Source organism: Amycolatopsis thermoflava N1165, assembly GCF_000473265.1.
Taxonomy (GTDB): Bacteria; Actinomycetota; Actinomycetes; order Mycobacteriales; family Pseudonocardiaceae; genus Amycolatopsis_E; species Amycolatopsis_E thermoflava.
The window spans coordinates 624,167-642,212 of sequence record NZ_KI421511.1 but is presented as its reverse complement, the minus strand read 5'-3'; the positions used below and the strand labels follow the sequence as shown (position 1 = coordinate 642,212).

General features: G+C 72.0%; 20 protein-coding genes. 10 read left to right on the top strand and 10 right to left on the bottom strand.

All coding sequences use genetic code 11. The features are described 5' to 3' along the window. Positions 1 to 31 precede the first annotated feature (31 nt). Positions 32 to 1,414 (bottom strand): NAD-dependent succinate-semialdehyde dehydrogenase, encoded by a 1,383-nt coding sequence (locus tag AMYTH_RS0103250; RefSeq protein WP_027929096.1) that lies wholly within the window; start codon positions 1,412 to 1,414, stop codon positions 32 to 34. Between the two features lie 146 nt (positions 1,415 to 1,560). Here AMYTH_RS0103250 and AMYTH_RS0103245 point away from each other — a divergent pair, with 146 nt between their 5' ends. Continuing rightward, positions 1,561 to 2,640 carry an alcohol dehydrogenase gene (locus AMYTH_RS0103245; protein WP_027929095.1) on the top strand — a complete coding sequence of 360 codons (1,080 nt, stop codon included), beginning with the start codon at positions 1,561 to 1,563 and terminating at the stop codon, positions 2,638 to 2,640. Positions 2,641 to 2,707: 67 nt separating this feature from the next. After that, on the top strand, positions 2,708 to 3,058 hold the full coding sequence (locus AMYTH_RS0103240; protein WP_027929094.1) for a hypothetical protein: 351 nt from the start codon (positions 2,708 to 2,710) through the stop codon (positions 3,056 to 3,058). Here the strand turns inward: AMYTH_RS0103240 and AMYTH_RS43625 are convergent. The 5 genes from AMYTH_RS43625 to AMYTH_RS0103215 are packed head-to-tail and all read right to left on the bottom strand — an operon-like array spanning position 3,025 to position 8,603. Continuing rightward, the gene (locus AMYTH_RS43625) at positions 3,025 to 4,608 is read right to left on the bottom strand and encodes an AMP-binding protein (RefSeq protein ID WP_037322184.1); all 1,584 of its coding nucleotides are present in this window, start codon (positions 4,606 to 4,608) and stop codon (positions 3,025 to 3,027) included. The two genes, AMYTH_RS0103240 and AMYTH_RS43625, sit on opposite strands and share 34 nt — an antisense overlap. Continuing rightward, positions 4,608 to 5,921 (bottom strand): MFS transporter, encoded by a 1,314-nt coding sequence (locus AMYTH_RS0103230; protein ID WP_027929093.1) that lies wholly within the window; start codon positions 5,919 to 5,921, stop codon positions 4,608 to 4,610. Before AMYTH_RS0103230 ends, AMYTH_RS43625 begins: the two co-directional genes overlap by 1 nt. 33 nt (positions 5,922 to 5,954) lie before the next feature. Beyond that, positions 5,955 to 6,485: a 3-isopropylmalate dehydratase small subunit gene (locus AMYTH_RS0103225; protein ID WP_027929092.1), complete on the bottom strand. Its 531-nt coding sequence runs from the start codon at positions 6,483 to 6,485 to the stop codon at positions 5,955 to 5,957. After that, positions 6,482 to 7,750, bottom strand: a complete 1,269-nt coding sequence (locus AMYTH_RS0103220; protein WP_027929091.1) for a 3-isopropylmalate dehydratase large subunit — start codon at positions 7,748 to 7,750, stop codon at positions 6,482 to 6,484. Before AMYTH_RS0103220 ends, AMYTH_RS0103225 begins: the two co-directional genes overlap by 4 nt. A 1-nt stretch (position 7,751) precedes the next feature. Then, a complete protein-coding gene (locus tag AMYTH_RS0103215; RefSeq protein ID WP_027929090.1) occupies positions 7,752 to 8,603 on the bottom strand; it encodes an isocitrate lyase/PEP mutase family protein in 852 nt (283 codons plus the stop codon). 134 nt (positions 8,604 to 8,737) lie between these two features. Here AMYTH_RS0103215 and AMYTH_RS0103210 point away from each other — a divergent pair, with 134 nt between their 5' ends. After that, positions 8,738 to 9,526 (top strand): IclR family transcriptional regulator, encoded by a 789-nt coding sequence (locus AMYTH_RS0103210; RefSeq protein WP_037323259.1) that lies wholly within the window; start codon positions 8,738 to 8,740, stop codon positions 9,524 to 9,526. A gap of 103 nt (positions 9,527 to 9,629) precedes the next feature. On the opposite strand, the gene AMYTH_RS50790 is transcribed toward AMYTH_RS0103210, so the two are convergent. Both AMYTH_RS50790 and AMYTH_RS0103200 read right to left on the bottom strand, forming a co-directional pair. After that, positions 9,630 to 9,761, bottom strand: coding sequence for a hypothetical protein (locus AMYTH_RS50790; RefSeq protein ID WP_267283875.1), 132 nt, complete (start codon positions 9,759 to 9,761; stop codon positions 9,630 to 9,632). Beyond that, positions 9,754 to 9,939, bottom strand: a complete 186-nt coding sequence (locus tag AMYTH_RS0103200; protein WP_027929088.1) for a hypothetical protein — start codon at positions 9,937 to 9,939, stop codon at positions 9,754 to 9,756. The genes AMYTH_RS50790 and AMYTH_RS0103200 overlap by 8 nt, the downstream gene beginning before the upstream one ends. A gap of 114 nt (positions 9,940 to 10,053) precedes the next feature. On the opposite strand from AMYTH_RS0103200, the gene AMYTH_RS0103195 reads away from it, so the two are divergent. The 4 genes from AMYTH_RS0103195 to AMYTH_RS0103180 all read left to right on the top strand — a co-directional run bounded on the left by AMYTH_RS0103195 (position 10,054) and on the right by AMYTH_RS0103180 (position 13,171). Continuing rightward, positions 10,054 to 10,791: an IclR family transcriptional regulator gene (locus tag AMYTH_RS0103195; protein WP_027929087.1), complete on the top strand. Its 738-nt coding sequence runs from the start codon at positions 10,054 to 10,056 to the stop codon at positions 10,789 to 10,791. 98 nt (positions 10,792 to 10,889) lie between these two features. Then, positions 10,890 to 11,870, top strand: coding sequence for a thiamine pyrophosphate-dependent dehydrogenase E1 component subunit alpha (locus AMYTH_RS0103190; RefSeq protein WP_027929086.1), 981 nt, complete (start codon positions 10,890 to 10,892; stop codon positions 11,868 to 11,870). Positions 11,871 to 11,894: 24 nt separating this feature from the next. After that, positions 11,895 to 12,941, top strand: coding sequence for an alpha-ketoacid dehydrogenase subunit beta (locus AMYTH_RS0103185; protein ID WP_027929085.1), 1,047 nt, complete (start codon positions 11,895 to 11,897; stop codon positions 12,939 to 12,941). After that, positions 12,938 to 13,171 (top strand): biotin/lipoyl-containing protein, encoded by a 234-nt coding sequence (locus AMYTH_RS0103180; protein ID WP_027929084.1) that lies wholly within the window; start codon positions 12,938 to 12,940, stop codon positions 13,169 to 13,171. The genes AMYTH_RS0103185 and AMYTH_RS0103180 overlap by 4 nt, the downstream gene beginning before the upstream one ends. A 78-nt stretch (positions 13,172 to 13,249) precedes the next feature. On the opposite strand, the gene AMYTH_RS0103175 is transcribed toward AMYTH_RS0103180, so the two are convergent. Next, the gene (locus AMYTH_RS0103175; protein WP_027929083.1) at positions 13,250 to 13,939 is read right to left on the bottom strand and encodes a hypothetical protein; all 690 of its coding nucleotides are present in this window, start codon (positions 13,937 to 13,939) and stop codon (positions 13,250 to 13,252) included. A 108-nt stretch (positions 13,940 to 14,047) separates the two neighbouring features. Then, positions 14,048 to 14,857, bottom strand: coding sequence for a hypothetical protein (locus AMYTH_RS46845; RefSeq protein ID WP_051362490.1), 810 nt, complete (start codon positions 14,855 to 14,857; stop codon positions 14,048 to 14,050). A gap of 176 nt (positions 14,858 to 15,033) precedes the next feature. On the opposite strand from AMYTH_RS46845, the gene AMYTH_RS0103160 reads away from it, so the two are divergent. Genes AMYTH_RS0103160 through AMYTH_RS50110 form a run of 3 tightly spaced genes read left to right on the top strand, consistent with a single transcriptional unit; the run spans position 15,034 to position 17,936 of the window. Continuing rightward, positions 15,034 to 15,237 (top strand): hypothetical protein, encoded by a 204-nt coding sequence (locus AMYTH_RS0103160; RefSeq protein ID WP_027929081.1) that lies wholly within the window; start codon positions 15,034 to 15,036, stop codon positions 15,235 to 15,237. 54 nt (positions 15,238 to 15,291) lie between these two features. Beyond that, the gene (locus AMYTH_RS48610; protein WP_157360509.1) at positions 15,292 to 17,730 is read left to right on the top strand and encodes an AAA family ATPase; all 2,439 of its coding nucleotides are present in this window, start codon (positions 15,292 to 15,294) and stop codon (positions 17,728 to 17,730) included. Then, positions 17,664 to 17,936 carry a response regulator transcription factor gene (locus AMYTH_RS50110; protein ID WP_228685242.1) on the top strand — a complete coding sequence of 91 codons (273 nt, stop codon included), beginning with the start codon at positions 17,664 to 17,666 and terminating at the stop codon, positions 17,934 to 17,936. The genes AMYTH_RS48610 and AMYTH_RS50110 overlap by 67 nt, the downstream gene beginning before the upstream one ends. Positions 17,937 to 18,046 lie beyond the last annotated feature (110 nt).

Here is an 18,046-nt window from a genome sequence, read left to right as displayed (position 1 = left end):
CCCGTCGATGAGCTGCCGGCCGGGACCGGACTCACGCGCGGACGCGCGGGATCCGGACGAGCTTCTTGTTGGCGAACTCGCTGATGCCCAGCTCGGACAGCTCCCGCCCGACGCCCGACCGCTTCACGCCGCCGAACGGCAGATCCGGTGAGCTCTTGCTCGTGCCGTTGATCCACACCATGCCGCATTCCAGGTCCCGGGCCAGCGCGCGGGCCCGCTGGACGTCGGCGGTGTAGATCGAGGCCGCCAGCCCGTACGGCGACTCGTTCGCCAGCGCCACCGCTTCCTCCACCGATCCGGCCTGGTGCACCACGGCAACGGGACCGAACAGCTCCTCGGAGTAGGCCCGCATCCCGGGCGTCACGTCCGTGAGCACCGTGGGCTCGTACCAGGCGCCGGGACCGTCACCGCGGCGGCCGCCGGTGTGCAACGTCGCCCCCTTCGCCAGCGCGTCCGCCACCTGCTCTTCGAGGTCGTCCACCACCTGGTGCGAGGACAGGGGCCCCAGCCGGGTCGCCGGGTCGGCGGGCTCCCCCGGCCGCCACTGCCGCATCCTGGCGACGAACTTGTCGAGGAACGCGGCGTAGACGTCCGCCAGCACGATGAACCGTTTGGACGCGGTGCACGCCTGGCCGCCGTTGAACAGGCGGCCGCCGACCGCGTCGTCGACCGTGCTGTCCAGGTTTTCGCCGTCGAGCACGATGAACGGGTCGGAACCGCCGAGTTCGAGCACGTACTTCTTCAGGTGGCGGCCGGTGATCTCAGCGACCGCGGAACCGGCACGTTCGGAACCGGTCAGGGACACGCCCTGCACTCGTGGGTCGCCGATGAGGTGCGCGATCTGCCCGCTGTCGGCGAACAGGTTGACGTAGGCCCCGTCCGGCGCGCCGGCCTCGGCGATGAGGGCCTCGACCGCCAGGGCCGCCTGCGGGCAGTTCCGCGCGTGCTTGAGCAGGATCGTGTTGCCGAGCACCAGGTTCGGCGCGGCGAACCGTGCCACCTGGTAGTAGGGGAAGTTCCACGGCATGATCCCCACCAGCACACCGATCGGCTCGGTGCGCACGACCGCTTCGCCGCCGCCCGCGACGTCCAGCTGCCGATCCGCCAGGAACCGCGCGCCGTGCTCGGCGTAGTACTCGTAGATGGACGCGACCAGCGCGACCTCGCCCTTCGCCTGGGTGATCGGCTTTCCCACCTCCAGGGTCAGGATCGCGGCGAGTTCGTCCGCCCGCTCCCGGTGCAGCTGCGCGATGCGCCGCAGCAGGGCCGCGCGCTGCCCGGTTGGCACCTCGCGCCACGACCGGTAGGCGGCGTGCGCCCGGGCCAGGGCGTGCTCCACCTCCTGGTCGGAGGCCGCCGGGAACTCCTTGACGAGCTCGCCGGTCGCCGGGTTGATGGTGCGGTAACCGCTCATGGTCTCCTCGTTTCGGTGCGGCGGGTCATGGCGAGCATGCGGCAGGACGGACACCACCGAGGTGTTCCGAATCGGGACACCTTCCGGCCGTGGCCGCGCTGGTACCAAAGATCCACCGGCCAGTTCCCGATGTGAGGTGGAAGAACATGCACGCGTTCGCGGTCACCGGAGAAGGCTCCGACGTCACCGACGTGGAAGTGCCGACTCCGGAGCCAGGCGGCCACGAGGTTCTCCTCAGGGTCGAACGGTCCGGCGTCTGCCACACCGACACGCACCTGCGTCAGGGCTTCTACGACCTCGGCGGTCGCGGCAGCCTCCGGCTGGCGGACCGCGGCATGACGTATCCGCTGGTGATGGGGCACGAGGTGGTCGGCACGGTGGTGCGCATCGGCGACCAGGTGACCGGGCACCGCCCGGGCGACGTGCGCCTGGTGTACCCGTGGATCGGGTGCGGCGAGTGCACCGAATGCGGGCACGGGCGGGACAACCACTGCGCCGCAGGCCGGAACCTCGGTGTCGCCCGGCATGGCGGCTACGCCGAGTACATCCTGGTGCCCGACGAAAAGTACCTGGTCGGGATCGAGGGGCTCGACCCGGGCTGGGCTGCCACACTGGCGTGTTCCGGCCTGACGGCCTTCAGCGCCGTCCACAAAGTACTCCCGCTGCCCCCGGACGAGCCGGTGGTCGTGATCGGCGCGGGCGGCGTCGGGCTCACCGCCATCGCGACCCTGAAAGCCCTGGGCCACGCGGCCATCTGCGCCGTCGACCTGTCGGCGGAGAACCTGGCGGTCGCGGCGGAACTGGGCGCCACCACCACCGTCGTGGCCACTCACGGCGCCACGAGCAAGGACATCGTCAGGGCGTGCGGTGGCCCCGTGGCCGCGGCGATCGACTTCGTCAACAACGGGGCCACCGCCACCGCGGCCTTCGACGCCCTCCGCAAGAACGGGCAGCTCGTCCAGGTAGGACTGTTCGGCGGCGAGCTGACCGTGCCCACCGCGCTGATGGCCCTGAAGATGATCACGATTCGCGGCAGTTTCGTCGGCACCCCGGCCGAGCTGTCCGCGCTCGTGGACCTGGCCCGGCGCGGCGCGCTGCCGCACATCCCCGTCATCGACGCTCCCCTCACGGCCGACTCCGTGCGCGAGGCCCTGGACAGGCTGGCGAACGGCGGCGTGGGCGGCCGGATCGTGCTCCGCGCGGCGGGTTTGCCGCGTGGATCCTGAAGCGCGCTCCACCCGAGGCCACCGGTGGTCGGCTACGATGGTCGGTTTCCGGCTGGGGAGGTGCGTCATGGCGGTGCTCGACGACGTTCGCGCGCTCGGCACGGAACTCGAGCGCTCCTATCCGGTCTACGTGCGCGGCAGCCGCGTCGGGCAAATCGTCTACGTCGCGTTCTCCGCCGACGAGACGGTGATGGAGTTCGCGTTCCCGAAGGAGGAACGCGCCGCGCTCGTCGCGGGCGAGCCGGAGAAGTTCCGGCTCCCCGCGCAGTCGGACATGCGGTTCAACTGGGTCCGCGCCGTGCTCGCCGCGCTGGAACCGGCCGAGGCCCGCGAGTTCGTCGTGGACGCGTGGCGCATGGTGGTGCCCCAGAAGGTCTCCCGCGCCTACGACCTCGCCCATCCCGGCGGTCCGGGCTGAGTCCCCGAAGGCACCTCTTGCACAGCCGGCCGTCGGCGCAGGACCGCTCGCAGGATCTTGCCCGACGCGGATTTCGGGATGCTGTCGAGGAATTCCACGCGCCGCACCTTCTTGTGCGGTGACACCCGCGCCGCGACGTAGCCCATGACCTCGGCGGCGTCCAGCCGGGCGCCGGGGCGGCGGACCACGAACGCCTTCGGGATCTCCTCCCCCTCCTCGTCCGGCACGCCGACCACCGCGGCGTCGTCGATTCCCTCGTGGGTCAGCAGCAGCGCCTCCAGTTCGGCGGGCGGCACCTGGTAGCCCTTGTACTTGATCAGCTCCTTCACCCGGTCGACGATGGTGAACACGCCGTCCGCGGTCACGGTCGCGATGTCGCCGGTGTGCAACCAGCCGTCGGCGTCGAGGGTGGCCGCCGTCGCCGCCGGGTTGTTCAGGTAGCCGGTCATCACGTTCGGGCCGCGCACCCACAGCTCGCCCCGGTCGGCGTCCCGCCCGGCGGAGTCCACGAGCCGGCATTCGACGTTGGGCAGCGCGTACCCGACGCTCGCCGGGTCGGTGTCCGGGCGGTCCTCGGGAATGGCGTGCGAGACCGGCGACATCTCGGTCATCCCGTAGCCCTGCAGGATCTTGCAGTCCAGCCGGTTCGCGACCGCGCGCGCCAGCTCGCCGTCCAGTGGCGCCGCGCCGCTGAACACCAGCTCCACACTGGACAGATCGGCCCCGTCGACAAGCGGGCTCTTCGCCAGCAGCAGCGCGGTGGGTGGCGCGAGATAGAGCTTGGTGACGCGGTGCCGCTCGATCAGCCGGAGCATGTTGGCCAGGTCGAACCGCGGCATCGTGACCAGCGGAACCCGCTGATGCAGCGCGTGGTTCATCAGCACGGTCATCCCGTAGATGTGGAACAACGGCAGCACCGCCAGCAGCACCGTCGAGGGCGCGGTGCGGCCCATGCGGGAGAACTGCAGCACGTTGGCCACCAGGTTCCGGTGCGTCAGCACGACACCCTTGGCGCGGCCGGTGGTGCCGGAGGAGTACGGCAGCACCGCAATGTCGCCGGGCCCGGTCACCAGCGGCGGCGGCTCCCCGCCGGGCAGCGTGTCGAGGCGCGGGCGCCCCGGCGCGTCGTCCAGCGTCAGGACCTCCTCGATGCCGGCCTTCGCCGCGGCGGTCTCGGCGACGTCGAGCAAGTCCGCGGTGGTGACCAGCAGGCGGGCGCCGGAATCGGCCAGCTGGTGCGCCAGTTCATCGGCTGTATACAACACGTTCGCGCTGGTCACGACCGCGTTGGCGCGCAGGATGCCGTGGAACGCGGCGACCCACTCCGGCGAGTTGGGCGCGAACAGCCCGACCACCGAGCCCCGGCCGACGCCGCGGCCGTGCAGACCGGCGGCGATGCGGCGGACCGACTCGTCCAGCTCCCGCCGGGTCGTGATCCGTCCCTCGGGGTCGATCAGGGCGGGCGCGCCGGACGGTTCGCCGGAGAACAGCAGCTCGGTGAGCGTGACGTCCGGGATGTCGATGTCCGGGAACGGACTGCGGATGATCATCAGACGGGCAGCCGATCGCGACCGGTCTCGCGGAGGGTCAGCACCGTGATCAGGCCGACCACCGCCACGCCGAGCACCCAGAACGCGGGTGACATCGGGTTGCCGGTGCTCTCCACGAGCTGCGCCGCGACGTAGGGGGCCGACCCGCCGGCGATGATCGTGCCGACGTTGAAGCCCAGCGCCACCCCGGTGTAGCGGATGCGGCGCGGGAACAGCTCGGTGAACTGCGGGAACGCCGGCACCTGCGCCAGCCCGTTGACCGCCATGTAGACCACGTAGATCACGGTGACGACCACGATGCTGGAGGTGGCGCCGAGCAGCGCGAACGCGGGCCAGGCGAGCACCAGGTAGGCGACGTAGGCGGTGATGAGCACGGGTTTGCGCCCGAAGCGGTCGGTGAGCATCCCGGCGAGCGGGTAGGTGGCGCACGCCAGCGCGATCCCGATCGCCGACGCCCAGTACACGGCCTGCTTGCCGAATCCCTGCGTCTGGATCAGGTAGGTGGAGAAGTAGGTGAGCCCGATGTAGCCGGTGCCGTTCATGGCGATCGCGATGCCGATGACCCGCAGCACGGACAGCGGCTTTTCCTTCACCACGGCGAGCAGCGGGCTGCGCACGACCTCTGAGCGCTGCGCCATCTCCGCGAACTCCGCGGTGTCCTCCAGCCGCACCCGCACCCACAGGCAGATCACGGCCAGCGGCAGCGAGATCAGGAACGGGATCCGCCATCCCCACGCCGCCATCTGCTCGGTGGTGGTCACTGCGGTCATCAGCCCGACGACCGCGGCGGCGACGGAGAACCCGAGCGTGGAGCCGACCGGGGTGAGCGAGCCGAACAGGCCGCGCTTGCCCGGCGGCGCGGACTCGGCGACGTAGGTCGCGGCGCCGCCAATCTCGCCGCCTGCCGAGAAGCCCTGCGCAAGCCGGACGAGCACCAGCAGCACCGGTGCGATCACCCCGGCCGAGGCGTAGCTGGGCAGGATCCCCAGCACGCCGGAGAACACGCCCATCGTCACGACGGTGACGACGAGGGCGTGCCGCCGTCCGCGGCGGTCGCCGAGCCTGCCGAAGAACCAGCCGCCCAGCGGCCGCATCACGTAGGCCGAGCCGAACACGGCCAGGGTCAGCAGCACCGACACGGCGGGCTGGTCGCTGGGGAAGAACAGCGGCCCGAGGGTGACCGCGAGGAAGGCGTAGACGCTGAAGTCGTAGTACTCGATCAGCGTGCCCACGCCGCCGGCGATCGCGGCGCGGCGCGCGGACGGGGTGCTGGTTTTGGCGGAGGTGCCCGCGCGGGTGGTGGTGTCGGCCATGTCGGCTCCTCGTTGAGCGGTGGGGGGCGGTTCTCAGGTGCGGGCGTGTTCGGCGAGCAGCAGCTTGAGCGATCCGCCCGCTTCGATGACGCGGACGACCCGCGCGCTGGGCGGGGTGCCGTGCAGGACGCGGCCGTCGCCGAGGTCCACGGTGGCCGCGCGCCAGTCCAGGGCGATGGCGTCGCCGGTGGTGACGGCGGTGGCGATGCCGGGCACGGTGATCAGCGGGACGCCGTTGTAGGTTTCGCCGCGCCAGAAGCCCGGGGAGAACGATTCGGCGATCACCGCGGCGATGCCGAGGTCGCGCAGCGCGACCATCGGCGGGTAGTGCGGGTGGCCGTAGCCGAAGTTGCGGCCGCCGACGATGACGTCGCCGGGCTGGACGCGGTCGGCGAACCCGGGGTCGTAGGCCCGCATCACCTTGCTGCGCAGGAAGTCCGCGTCGTAGGACTTGATGTTTTCCACACCGATCACCAGGTCGATGTCGAAGTCGTCGCCGAAGACCCAGGCGACCCGGCCGCGGATGACGTCCGGCGGGGGCGGGTAGTCCCGCGCGGCGCTCACGACCGCGACACCTCCTCGGCGGAGCTGATGGCGCCCGCGACCGCGCTCGCGGCGACGGTGAAGGCCGATCCCAGGTAGATGTTGGCCTGCGTGCTGCCCATCCGGCCGGAGATGTTGAGCACCCCGGTGGAGATGCAGTTCTCGCCGTCCTGCAACGGTTTCTGGTAGCCGAAGCAGAAGTCGCAGCTGGACCGGGCGATCTTCGCCCCGGCGGCGCGCAGCACGTCGAACAGGCCTTCCTCCTCGGCCTGGCGGTGCACCGCCTCGGAGGTCGGGACGACGTTGAGCTCGACGCCGGGCGCGACCTGCCGCCCGTCGAGGACGAGCGCGGCCGCGCGGATGTCCTCGATCCGGCCGCTGGCGCAGGATCCGATGAACGCCTTGGTCACCGGGGTGCCGGCGAGTTCGGCGGCGTCGCGGGTGTTGGCGGCGCGGGCGGAACCGGGCAGCACGACCCGGGGACGCACCTGCGACAGGTCGTAGGAGTGCACGGCGACGTAGTCGGCGTCGGCGTCCGGCTGCTGCGGGGTGAACCCGGTGCGGGCGACCCGGCGCGCGTAGGCCAGCGCCGCCTCGTCCGGTTCGAACACCGCCGACACCGCGCCGGTGAACATCGCCATGCCGCACAGGCCCTGCCTGCGGTCGATGGACATCGCCCGCGCGCCCGGCCCGGCGTACTCCATGACCTGGTGGGCGCAGCCGTCGGCGCCGTGGTCGGCGATGATCTGGTGCACCAGGTCGCGGCTGTCCACGCCGGGCGCGAACTCGCCGGTCAGCTCGAACCGGGTGGTGGCGGGCACGTCGAGGAAGATCTGCCCGGACACCCACGCTTCCAGCAGGTCGCGGCGCACGCCCCAGCCGAGCGCGCCGAACGCGCCCGCGCCGGAGATGTGGCCGTCGAAGTGGATGAGGAAGTTGCCGGGCAGGGCGTAGCCGAGTTCGGCCATGACCTGGTGGCCGATGCCGCGCGCCTCGTGCAGTTCGATGCCGTAGAACTCGCACCAGTCGCGGGTGACCTGGTGGACCTGCTGTTCCTTGTCGTTGCCCTTGGTGAGCATGTGGTCGATGAACACGACGTAGCGGCCGGGCTCGTCGAGCTCGCGGATGCCGAAGTCGTCGTGCATCTGGCGGAACATGACGTCGGTGTAGCCGGGGAAGTCGTAGGCGATCATGTAGTCGGGGCGCACCGGCAGGCTCTCCCCCGCGCGCACGCTGTCGCGGCCGGCCGCCCGGGCGAGGATCTTTTCGGCGATCGTGTGGCCCATGTCAGACCGCCGCCGGCAGGTACTTGTGCTGCTGGCGCTCGATCTCGTCCATGCCGATGAGGGCGACGAAGTCGTGGTGTGGCAAGGCGTCCGCGCTCACCTCGGCGGGCGGCTCCCCCGCGGCGAGGCGGCGCAGCGTGGCTTGTGCGGCTCCGGTGACGGCCATCAGGATCTGGGTCGGCAGCAGCGCGATGCGCACGCCGATCTGCTCCATGACCTCGGGGGTGAATTCGCGTTCGGTCCACGCGGAGGCGGTGAGGGTCGCCATCAGCGGGACGCCGACGGTTTCGTGGCAGCGCGCCCATTCCTCGACGCTGGCGAAGGTCTTGGTGACCGGCATGATCAGGTCGGCGCCGGCGCGGACGTAGGCTTCGGCGCGGCGCAGGGCCTCTTCGCCCGTGGCGTCGGTGCGGGCGATGACGAGCATGTCGCCCGCCGCGTCCTTGACAGCGCGGACCTTGCCCTCGGCCTCGGCGAGGTCGGACAGCTCGACCTCGGCGCCGGGGATGAGCGGGCAGCGTTTGGGCGAGCGCTGGTCTTCGAGGAACACCGCCGACACCCCGGCGGCGGCGAAGCGGCGGGCGGTGCGGGCGGCGTTGACGGCGTTGCCGTAGCCGGTGTCGATGTCGGCGATCAGCGGCAGGCCGCTGGCTTCCCGGATGGTCCGGACGGCGGTCAGGTTCTCCGACATCGTGTACAGCTCCGCGTCGGGGTAGCCGAGCGCGGCGGAGATCGCGAAGCCCGAGGCGCACAGCGCGGAGAAGCCCGCCTGTTCGGCGAGGCGGGCGGTCAGCCCGTCCCAGACACCGGGGGCGAACACCAGACGGTCGGAGATCATCTCGCGCAGTTCCACAACTCACCTCTCTGTGTATCGTGATGCGATACGCGTTCCGAAACTGTGCGCGAGAGGGGCAGGGCATGTCAAGACGTGCTTCGCCGCCGGTGGATAACCTGGGGCGAACCGGGCGGGCGATGGAGGAGGTGCCGGTGGCCGAAGCGGTGCCCGAGGGCAACGGGACCCGGGAGACCGTCACCGCGGTCCTGCGGGCGTGCCAGCTGCTCGGCCAGTTCGGCCCGGACCGGCCGGTGATCACGCTCGCCGAGCTGACCGCGGCGAGCGGGCTGAACAAGCCGACGGTGCACCGGCTGATGAGCTCGTTCGTCGAGGCCGGGTGGGTGCATCGCGACCACGCCGGGGCCTACCGAATCCAGATGCCGGTGTTCACGATCGGCGCGGCCGCGCTCGCCGAGTTCGACCTGCGCGAGTCGGCGCGGCCGGTGCTGGAGGAGCTGGCGGGGCGCTTCGGGGACACCGCGTTCCTGATGGTTCCCGCCGACGCCGGCGCCGTGTGCATCGACCGGGTCGAGGGTGGCAAGCCGCTGGTGCTGGCCGCGATCGGGATCGGCGCGGTGCTGCCCTACCACGCGGCGGCGGCGCCGGTGGCGATGGCGGCGTTCGACCCGGAACTGCGGGCCCGCGTCCTGGACGGGCCGCTGCCCGCCTTCACCGCGACGACGCATTCCGACCGAGACGAGCTGGCGGCCTACCTCGACCAGGTGCGGGCCGAGGGCGTGTCGTTCAGCCGGGACGACTACCTGGACGGGGTGTCCGCGGTGGCCGCCCCGGTCCTGGGCGCGAACGACTCGCTGGTGGCGACCCTCAGCCTCGGCGGCCGGAGCGAGGACTTCACCGGCACCGAGGGCGAGGCGCGAGCCGCCGCCGTGCGCGATGCCGCGGCGGCCTTGAGCCGCCTGGTGACCGCAGCGCGAATCTGAGGCCGCGCCGCCATGGCGTAGGTGCTCGCCCGTTCCAGGAGACGCCGCGCCCCTGCCGCCGCGAACATCGTGAGCGGCTCGAGCCGCACCCCTGGGCCGCGTATTACCGGCTGATCCCTTCGGCGAGGGAGGTCGCCCGCGCGAGGCGGTGATCGGTGGTGAGGACCCTGGTGTGCAGCAGGTCCACAAGCACCGACGCGTCCAGGACCGCGATCTCCGCCGGCGCGTCACTCATCCTCGGCACCGGCCAGCTCCGCGCGAGCGCCGTCCAAAGCCTCGACAGCAGCCTCGTGCGAGACTGTTCGCCGCGGCGACGGGAGGGCGCCCAGCCAGGCGTCCGTGGCGCGGCGTGGCAGTTCGTCCGCAATCGCCGCCTGCACCAGCGCGGATACGTTCAGGTCCGCGGCCCCCACGCCGTGAGTGTGCCGGCCACGGCGGGTCACCGGGTCGGGCCTGGTGCCTTGCCGGTGACCCGCGGCACCGGGCATCCTGGGTGCGCGGCAACGGGGCGGCGGAGGTGAGGCGGGATGGCTGCTGGACCGACACTGATCGGCTCCGTACAGCGGGCACTGCACCTGCTCGACGCGGTCGGCGCGAGCGAACGGCCGGTCACGGCCAAGGCGCTGGCCCGCGGTGTCGGTCTCCCCCTGCCGACGACCTACCACCTGCTGCGCACCCTGCTGCACGAGGGTTATCTCCGCAAGCTCGATGACGGCTACGTGCTCGGCGAGCAGGTCGGCGCGCTGCGCAAGCACAACTCGCTGCACGCGTTGCTGCCCAAGATCCGGCCGGTGCTGCGCGCGCTGCGGGACGAGGTCCGTGGCGCGGCCTACCTGTCGCTGTACTCCGGCGGCGAGATCAAGCTGATCGACATCGTCGACGCTCCCGAGCTGCCCGCGGTGGACCTGTGGGTGGGCGTGCAGGAGGCGGCGCACGCCACCGCGTTCGGCAAGTGCATCCTGTCGTGCCTGGACCCCGAGGCGCGGCGCGACCACCTCTCGCGGTACCGGCTCGCCGACCTCACCCCGCACACCATCACCGACACGCGAGTGCTGGAGCAGCGGCTGGCCGAGGGCGGCGCGGTCTTCAACGACCGCGAGGAGTACCTGCTGGGCACGGCCTGCCTGGCCACCCCGGTGCGCGCGCCCGGGGTGGTCGGTGCGGTGGCGATCTCGCTGCCGGCGCGCCGGCTGCCGGCGGTGGAGCCGGTGTCCCTGGAGCGGGCGTCGCGGCGGGTGTCCCGTGCCTTCGCGCTGCTGTCCTGATCTGCGGAAACCGGCGTTTATCACCATCTGAAATCCGCACCGTTGTCCGCGGCCCGCGCCCGCCGCGACAGTGACTCCCACACCGATTGGGAGGTCACATGGAACCGGAGGACAGGCTGGGCCTGTACCGCATGATGGTCCTGATCCGCACCTACGAGGAGACGATCCTCCGCGAGTACCACGCGGACAAGAAACCCGTGTTCGACATCGGCGCCGGGCTCATCCCGGGCGAGATGCACCTCTCCGCCGGGCAGGAACCGGTCGCCGCCGGGGTGTGCGCGCACCTGAGCGCCGACGACGCCGTCACAGCCACCCACCGGCCCCACCACTTCGCCATCGCGCACGGGGTGGACCTGGAGAAGATGACGGCCGAGATCTTCGGCCGGGTGGACGGTCTCGGCCGGGGCCGTGGCGGGCACATGCACCTGTTCGACCCCGCGACGCACTTCTCGTGCTCGGGCATCATCGCCGAGGGTTATCCGCCCGCGGTGGGGCAGGCTCTGGCGTTCCAGCGGCGCGGCACCGACCGGGTCGCGGTCGCCGTCACCGGTGAGGGCGCGGCGAACCAGGGCGCGTTCCACGAAGCGCTCAACCTGGCGGCGCTGTGGAAGCTGCCGGTGGTGTTCGTGGTGGAGGACAACGACTGGGGCATCTCGGTCCCGCGCAGCGCTTCGACGTGCGTGACGTCGAACGCCGTGCGGGCCGCCGGCTACGGCATTCCCGGTCACCGGGTCGAGGACAACTCGGTGGAGGCGGTGCACGAAGTCGCGGGCGAAGCGGTGGCGAGGGCGCGCGCCGGCGACGGGCCGAGCCTGATCGAGGTGCACACGCTGCGGCTGTGGGGGCACTTCGAGGGCGACGCGCAGGGCTACCGGTCCGATCTGGAGGGTGTGCCGGGCCGCGATCCGCTGCCCACCTACGAGAAGGAGCTGCTCGCCGCGGGCATGCTGGACGACGCCGCGGTGTCGTCGATCGCCGCGCAGGCCCGTGACCGCGTCGAGGCTGCGGTCGCGTTCGCCAAGCGCAGCCCCGAGCCCGACCCGGACACCGCGCTGGACTTCGTGTTCGCGCAGGCCTGATCCCACCACCGACGAGGAGAAGCAATGACGCTCACGGATGCCTCGGCATCGTCCTCCGCACCCGCACACCGCAAGCTCAGCACCGCCAAGGCCATGGTCGAGGCCATCGCGCAGGAGATGGAGCGCGACGAGGACGTCTTCGTGCTCGGCGAGGACGTCGGCGCCTACGGCGGCATCTTCAGCTCCACCACCGGCCTGCTCGACAAGTTCGGGCCGCGGCGCGTGATGGACACGCCCATTTCGGAGACCGCGTTCATCGGCGCGGCCATCGGCGCCGCGGTGGAGGGCATGCGGCCGGTCGTGGAGCTGATGTTCGTCGACTTCTTCGGCGTGTGCATGGACCAGATCTACAACCACATGGCGAAGATCCACTTCGAGTCGGGCGGCAACGTCACCGTGCCGATGGTGCTGACCGCCGCGGTGGGCGGCGGGTATTCGGACGGCGCGCAGCACTCGCAGTGCCTGTGGGGCACCTTCGCGCACCTGCCCGGGATGAAGGTGGTCGCGCCCAGCAACCCGGCCGACGCCAAGGGCCTGATGACCGCCGCGATCCGTGACGACAACCCGGTGGTGTACCTGTTCCACAAGGGCGTGATGGGCCTGCCGTGGATGGCCAAGAACCGCCGGTCGATCGGGCCGGTGCCCGAGGGCGACCACGTGGTGCCGATCGGGAAGGCGAACGTCGTGCGGCCGGGCAGCGACGTCACGATCGTGACGCTGTCCTTGTCGGTGCACCACGCGCTGGACGTGGCCGAGGAGCTCGCGCCGCGGGGGATCGACTGCGAGGTCGTGGACCTGCGCAGCGTGGTGCCGCTGGACACCGACACGGTCCTGGAGTCGGTGGGCCGCACCGGCAGGCTGCTCGTCGTCGACGAGGACTACCTGTCGTTCGGGCTGTCCGGGGAGGTCATCGCCCGCGTCGCCGAGCGCGACCCGGGTCTGCTGCGCGCTCCGGCCGCCCGGGTGGCCGTGCCCGATGTCCCGATCCCGTACGCCCGCCCGCTGGAGTACGCCGTGCTGCCGACGCCGGACCGGATCCGCCGGGCTGTTCTCGGCCTGGTGAGCGCATGACCGATATCGCCTTCCCCCACATCTCCGACAACGAGCCCGACGCCGAGGGCGTGCTCGCGACGTGGTTCGCCGCCGACGGCGATCAGGTCGGCGAGGGCGACCTGATCGCGGAGGTCGCGGTCGACAAGGTGGACGTGGAGGTGCCCGCCCCGGCCGCGGGTGTGCTGCGGCTGCTCGTCGAGGAGGGGGAGGTGGTCAAGCAGGGCGCGGTGATCGCCCGGATCGAGTAGGAGCCACGCTGCCGCCGGCCCCCTGCCCCGGGGCCGGCGGCAGCCCCATCGGCTCGCAGGGATGCCGGTTCAGCGGGGTCAGTAGGTGAAGACGGTGACCCAGTCCGCCGACGAGACGACATAACCCAGCTTGGCCATCAGGAACTGGACCACCGGCAGCGCGTGCGCCGCCCCGTAGACCACTGCCACGTCGATGCGTTCGTCGTGGCGCCGCTCGTAGATGTCCTGGAGAGCGCGCACCAGCCGCGCCTCGCGCTCGTCGGAGACCAGCCGGTCCAGTCCCGAATCGGGATCCCAGCGGTCGATGGCGATGTCGTCGTCGAGCTTCAGATGCCGGGCCAGGACCTCGCGCGAGCCGAACATCCGCAGGTAACCCGCCACCAGCGGGGCCCCGACGGTGGCGATCGCGCGTTCGGTGAACGGAACCTCGCGCCAGCCGTCGTCGAACTCGCTGCCGGTCAGATCCGCCCACACGACCGGGACGCCGACGTCCACCACGCTTGTCGACTGCTCGACGAGGCCGAGCTTGCGGTGCCCACCCGCGTGCCGGTAGGTCCTGGTGAGCTTGCGCGCGCCGGCCGAGGCGCCGATGATGCCCTCGGCGACGATCAGGTCGTGGTCCCGCAGCCGGCGGGAAACCTCGTCGTAGAAGGACTGCTCGCCGAGGTGGACCATCGGGTAGATCGTGAACCGCAGCGGGGTCTGGCGGCGGCTGACGCGCAGCACCGCGGACCGCACGCCCATCAACCCGGCGTCGATGATTTCCACATCAGCGGACGATACTCACCACGGTGGGACGAGTCCGGCGAAAAGCGCGGCTCCCCCGCCGGCCGCGAGCAGCGGGCCTGACGGGGGGCGCGCCGGCGGCCAGGTGGATCAGTGCACCGCACCCACCTTGGTCGCCACGATCCGTCCGTCGCTGACGTCGACACCGCTGCCGGCGGCCGCGCAGGTGATGGTGACCGTCCGGGACGTGGTGGCCGCCAGGGTGGTCACCAAGCTGACCGTGCTGCCCTGGGGGTCGTCGTCGAGGAAGTCGAACTTGCCGACGTCGCCCTCGAGCTGGCAGTTGCCGTAGGTGAAGCTGCTCGCGTCGTCCTGTTCCACGGAAACCTTGCCCTGGAGCACGTAGTTGCCCGGCGGGAGGTTGAGCGACACGATCGGCACCGCGGCGGCGGTGACGTTCATCGTGCCGCTCTGGCCGGCCTGGTAGGCGTCGCTCACGCCCGGCGTGCCGGGGTCGCCCTTCTCGCCCTGCGGCCCGGCCGGTCCGGCGGGTCCCGCGGGGCCGGCGGCACCGACCGCTCCGTCCTCACCCCGGTCGCCCTTGTCCCCCTTCGCCGCGAGCAGCATCCAGTTGCTGTTCGGCGGCGCACTGCCGGTGCTCGGGAAGATCGCGATGTAGCTGGAGCCTTGGTACAGCACGGCGTCGCGCGGCTGGTAGGCCGCGCCGGGCGCCCACTCACCCTTCCACGTGAGCCCGGCGGGTCCGACGTTGTTCCAGCTCAGCGCGACCTCGCCGGCCTTGCACGAGCCGGTGTCGGAGACGCGCAACGCGCCCCCGTTCTTGGCGTAGCAGGCATGGATCACGCCGTCGTCGCCGGGAACGCTCGCCCATGCCACACCGCCCGCGGTCAGCGCGAGAACGGCACCGGTGACGATGACGATGGTCCGCTTCCGGTTCATGGATCCTCCAAGTTCGATCACGCCGCCAGGACCGCGGTCGTTGTGTTCATGGCTGATCACGGTCGGCCACCGGCGGGCTGCGGGCACGAGTAGTCGGCTACTCGATTTCGGCCGCGGCGGTGCTCGAGTGGCCGTCCATTCGTGACGGCACCGTGTCGCACCGGGATGGTGGGAGGATGTCTGGTGCGGAGGATTCACGGGCGGAGGCTCTGCGACGGCTGCCCGCGGTGTACTCGGTGGTCTTGCGCCTGCGTGATGCGGGCTTGCCGAAGCACGTGATCGCCGAGCGGGTGGGCGTCGAACCGGAGGCGGTCGGCCCGATGCTCGTGGTGGCCGAGGCCAAACTCGCCGCTGTCCGTGGCGAGGACGCGCCGGGCTGACGTCCGTCCAATCGCCACCTGTCGCCGGCGTGGCTTCGCCTCTACGATCTTGACGTGGCAACGGGATGGCCGTTGGTCGGACGAGCCGACGAGCTCCGCTTCGTGGCCACGGCTCTGCGCTCGCGCTCGGGTCCGCGGGGCGTGGTGCTGGCCGGTGCCGCGGGAGTGGGCAAGACCCGGTTGGCCGGCGAGGCGCTGGTTGAGGCCGGGCAGCGGGGGATGACGGTCCGGCGGGCCATCGCGACCGCGTCGTCGCGGCCGTTGCCGCTCGGGGCGTTCGGCGGGTTGCTGGGCGAGCTCGGCGACCTCGGGCGCGAACCGGCGCAGCTGCTGCCCCGCGCCGCCGCCGCGCTGCTGGCGGGCGCTGGCCGGGCCGGTGTGGTCATCGGTGTCGACGACGCCCACCTGCTGGACGAGCTTTCCGCCACCGTGATCCACCAGCTGGTGCTGCGACGGGCCGCCACGGTGCTGGTCACCGTGCGCACGGGCGAGCCGGCGCCGGACGCCGTGACGGCGTTGTGGAAGGACCGCGACCTCGACCGGCTCGAGGTTCAGCCCCTGTCCGAGCGGGAGGTCACCACGCTGTTGGAGTCCGTGCTCGGCGGGCACGTCGAGCAGGCCTCGGTCAGCCGGCTGTGGGCGATGTGCCAGGGCAACGTGCTCTACCTCCGGCAGCTCGTCGACGGCGCGGTCGAGAACGGCGCGTTGCGCGTCGAACGAGGGGTGTGGCGTCTGGCCGAGCCCCCGCGGGTCACCCCCGGATTGGTCGAGCTGGTCGCGGCTCGCGTGGGGGCGTTGCCGGCGGCGGTGCGCGAGGTGGTGGATGTGCTGGCCGTGAACGAGCCGCTGGGCGTCGGCCTGCTGACCGGGCTGACCGAACCGGACGCGGTGGAGGATGCCGAGAACCGCGGCATCGTCCGGGTCGACACGGACGGCCGGCGCGTGCAGGCCCGGCTGGCGCACCCGCTGTACGGCGAGGTGCGGCGGGCCGCGATGGGACGGCTGCGCGCACGCCGTCTGCGCAGCCGGATCGCGACGGCGTTGTCGAACACCGGTGCTCGCCGGGCCGACGACGTCCTGCGCCGGGCGGTGCTGATGCTCGACTCCGATCTGGACAGAGACCCGGGCCTGCTCGTGGCCGCTGCCGAGCGGGCTTCGTACCTGGACGACCTGCCGCTGGCGCTGCGGCTCGGCCGGGCGGCGGTGGTGGCGGGTGGCGGTTTCCCGGCGCAGGCCATCGTCGCCAACTCGACCGCTTTCCTCGGCCCGGCGGACGAGGCCGACGCCGAATTGGCCGTCCTGACGCGGCTCGCGGGCAGCGACGCCGAGCTGGTGCGGGCAGCGGTGAACCGGGCCACGTTCCTCACCTGGATGCTCGCTCGCGTGGATCAGGCTGAGGCCGTCCTCGACGAAGCGGCGGCGCGGGTGGTGACGGCCGGGGAACGGATGCCGCTCGTCGCCCTGCGGGCCGTGATCGACGGTCAGCTGGGGCGGCCGGACCGAGCCGAACAGGCCGCACTGAGCGTGTTGCGGTCCGGTGGTGCGACGGAGGACGCGGTCCTGATGGCGTGCTGCGGGTTGGTGGCGGCGCTGGCCGTGACGGGCCGGGCCGATCAGATGGGCCCGCACGTCGCCCGCGGGGTCGAGGCGGCCGCCCGGTCGACCGAGCGCGCCGAGTTCCGGCTACCGCTCGTCGCGTTGCAGATCACCGACCTGCGCCTGGCAGGCCACCTCGGCGACGCCGCCCGGATCGCTGCCGACTGCCGGGCGCAGGTCAAGGACGTCCCGATCGGCGCCCAGATCGGCTGCTACCTGGTGGGCGAGTCCGAGCTCGCCCTGGGCCGGGTGGCGACGGCGGCGCGCTGGCTGCGGGAGGGACGCGCGGGTATCGAGCGGTTCGGCGACGCCCGCGGCTGGCGGTACGCCACGCTCATCGCGTTGACCCGGGCTCTGGCGGTGAGCGGTGACGTCGAAGGCGCGCACGAGGCGCTGGCCGACCTGGGCAGGCACCGGCATCCCGGGCTCGCCTTCCTCGATCCCGAGATGGTTCTCGCGCGCGCCTGGGTCACCGCGGTCGACGGGGCGTCGAGCTCGCTCACGAGGCTGCGGAGCTGGCCGACGGCCGCGGCCAGTTCGCTCACGTCGTCCTGGCGCTGCACACGGCCGCGCGGTTCGGCGACCGCTCGGTGGCCGGCCGGCTCGCCGCGCTGGCCGGCCAGGTGCACAGTCCGCTCGCGCCGGCCGTCGCCGCGCACGCCGCAGCTCTCGCCGCCGACGACGGCGACGCGTTGCTCGCGGCGTCCTCCGCGCTGGAAGAGATCGGCGACGTGCTCGCTGCCGCTGACGCCGCCGCGCAAGCGGCGGCCGGCCACCTCGCCAAGGGGCGCCGCACCGCCGGGCACGCCGCGGCCGCGCGGGCACACGCACTGGCCGGCGAATGCGAAGGCGCCAGCACGCCTGCCCTGGCCGCGGCGGCACGGCCGCTGCCCCTGACCGACCGCGAACGGGAGATCGTCAGTCTGGCCGCCCGTGGCCTGTCCAACCGCCAGATCGCGGACCGTTTGGTGGTTTCCGTGCGCACGGTCGAAGGCCACCTGTACCGCGCGTCCGCCAAACTCGGCACCACCAACCGCTCCGAGTACGCCGGCCTGCTCGGCATCCACCCGAGGCGACCGCCGGCGGCTGACCGAGGCGAATGAGCAACCGCGCGGTACTCGCGCCGCGGCTGACTTCCTCACCACGACCGACGACCGCCAAGCTCCATCGCCGGTTGTCCAGACCTACCACTCCGACAGCCCGCTGTGGCCCG

What these genes read in the sequence shown, in the direction of transcription:
- AMYTH_RS0103250 (WP_027929096.1), bottom strand. Translation starts at nt 1,414, where the DNA reads ATGAGCGGTTACCGCACCATCAACCCGGCGACCGGCGAGCTCGTCAAG.
- AMYTH_RS0103245 (WP_027929095.1), top strand. Translation starts at nt 1,561, where the DNA reads ATGCACGCGTTCGCGGTCACCGGAGAAGGCTCCGACGTCACCGACGTG.
- AMYTH_RS0103240 (WP_027929094.1), top strand. Translation starts at nt 2,708, where the DNA reads ATGGCGGTGCTCGACGACGTTCGCGCGCTCGGCACGGAACTCGAGCGC.
- AMYTH_RS43625 (WP_037322184.1), bottom strand. Translation starts at nt 4,608, where the DNA reads ATGATCATCCGCAGTCCGTTCCCGGACATCGACATCCCGGACGTCACG.
- AMYTH_RS0103230 (WP_027929093.1), bottom strand. Translation starts at nt 5,921, where the DNA reads ATGGCCGACACCACCACCCGCGCGGGCACCTCCGCCAAAACCAGCACC.
- AMYTH_RS0103220 (WP_027929091.1), bottom strand. Translation starts at nt 7,750, where the DNA reads ATGGGCCACACGATCGCCGAAAAGATCCTCGCCCGGGCGGCCGGCCGC.
- AMYTH_RS50790 (WP_267283875.1), bottom strand. Translation starts at nt 9,761, where the DNA reads ATGAGTGACGCGCCGGCGGAGATCGCGGTCCTGGACGCGTCGGTGCTT.
- AMYTH_RS0103195 (WP_027929087.1), top strand. Translation starts at nt 10,054, where the DNA reads ATGGCTGCTGGACCGACACTGATCGGCTCCGTACAGCGGGCACTGCAC.
- AMYTH_RS0103190 (WP_027929086.1), top strand. Translation starts at nt 10,890, where the DNA reads ATGGAACCGGAGGACAGGCTGGGCCTGTACCGCATGATGGTCCTGATC.
- AMYTH_RS0103185 (WP_027929085.1), top strand. Translation starts at nt 11,895, where the DNA reads ATGACGCTCACGGATGCCTCGGCATCGTCCTCCGCACCCGCACACCGC.
- AMYTH_RS0103180 (WP_027929084.1), top strand. Translation starts at nt 12,938, where the DNA reads ATGACCGATATCGCCTTCCCCCACATCTCCGACAACGAGCCCGACGCC.
- AMYTH_RS46845 (WP_051362490.1), bottom strand. Translation starts at nt 14,857, where the DNA reads ATGAACCGGAAGCGGACCATCGTCATCGTCACCGGTGCCGTTCTCGCG.
- AMYTH_RS0103160 (WP_027929081.1), top strand. Translation starts at nt 15,034, where the DNA reads ATGTCTGGTGCGGAGGATTCACGGGCGGAGGCTCTGCGACGGCTGCCC.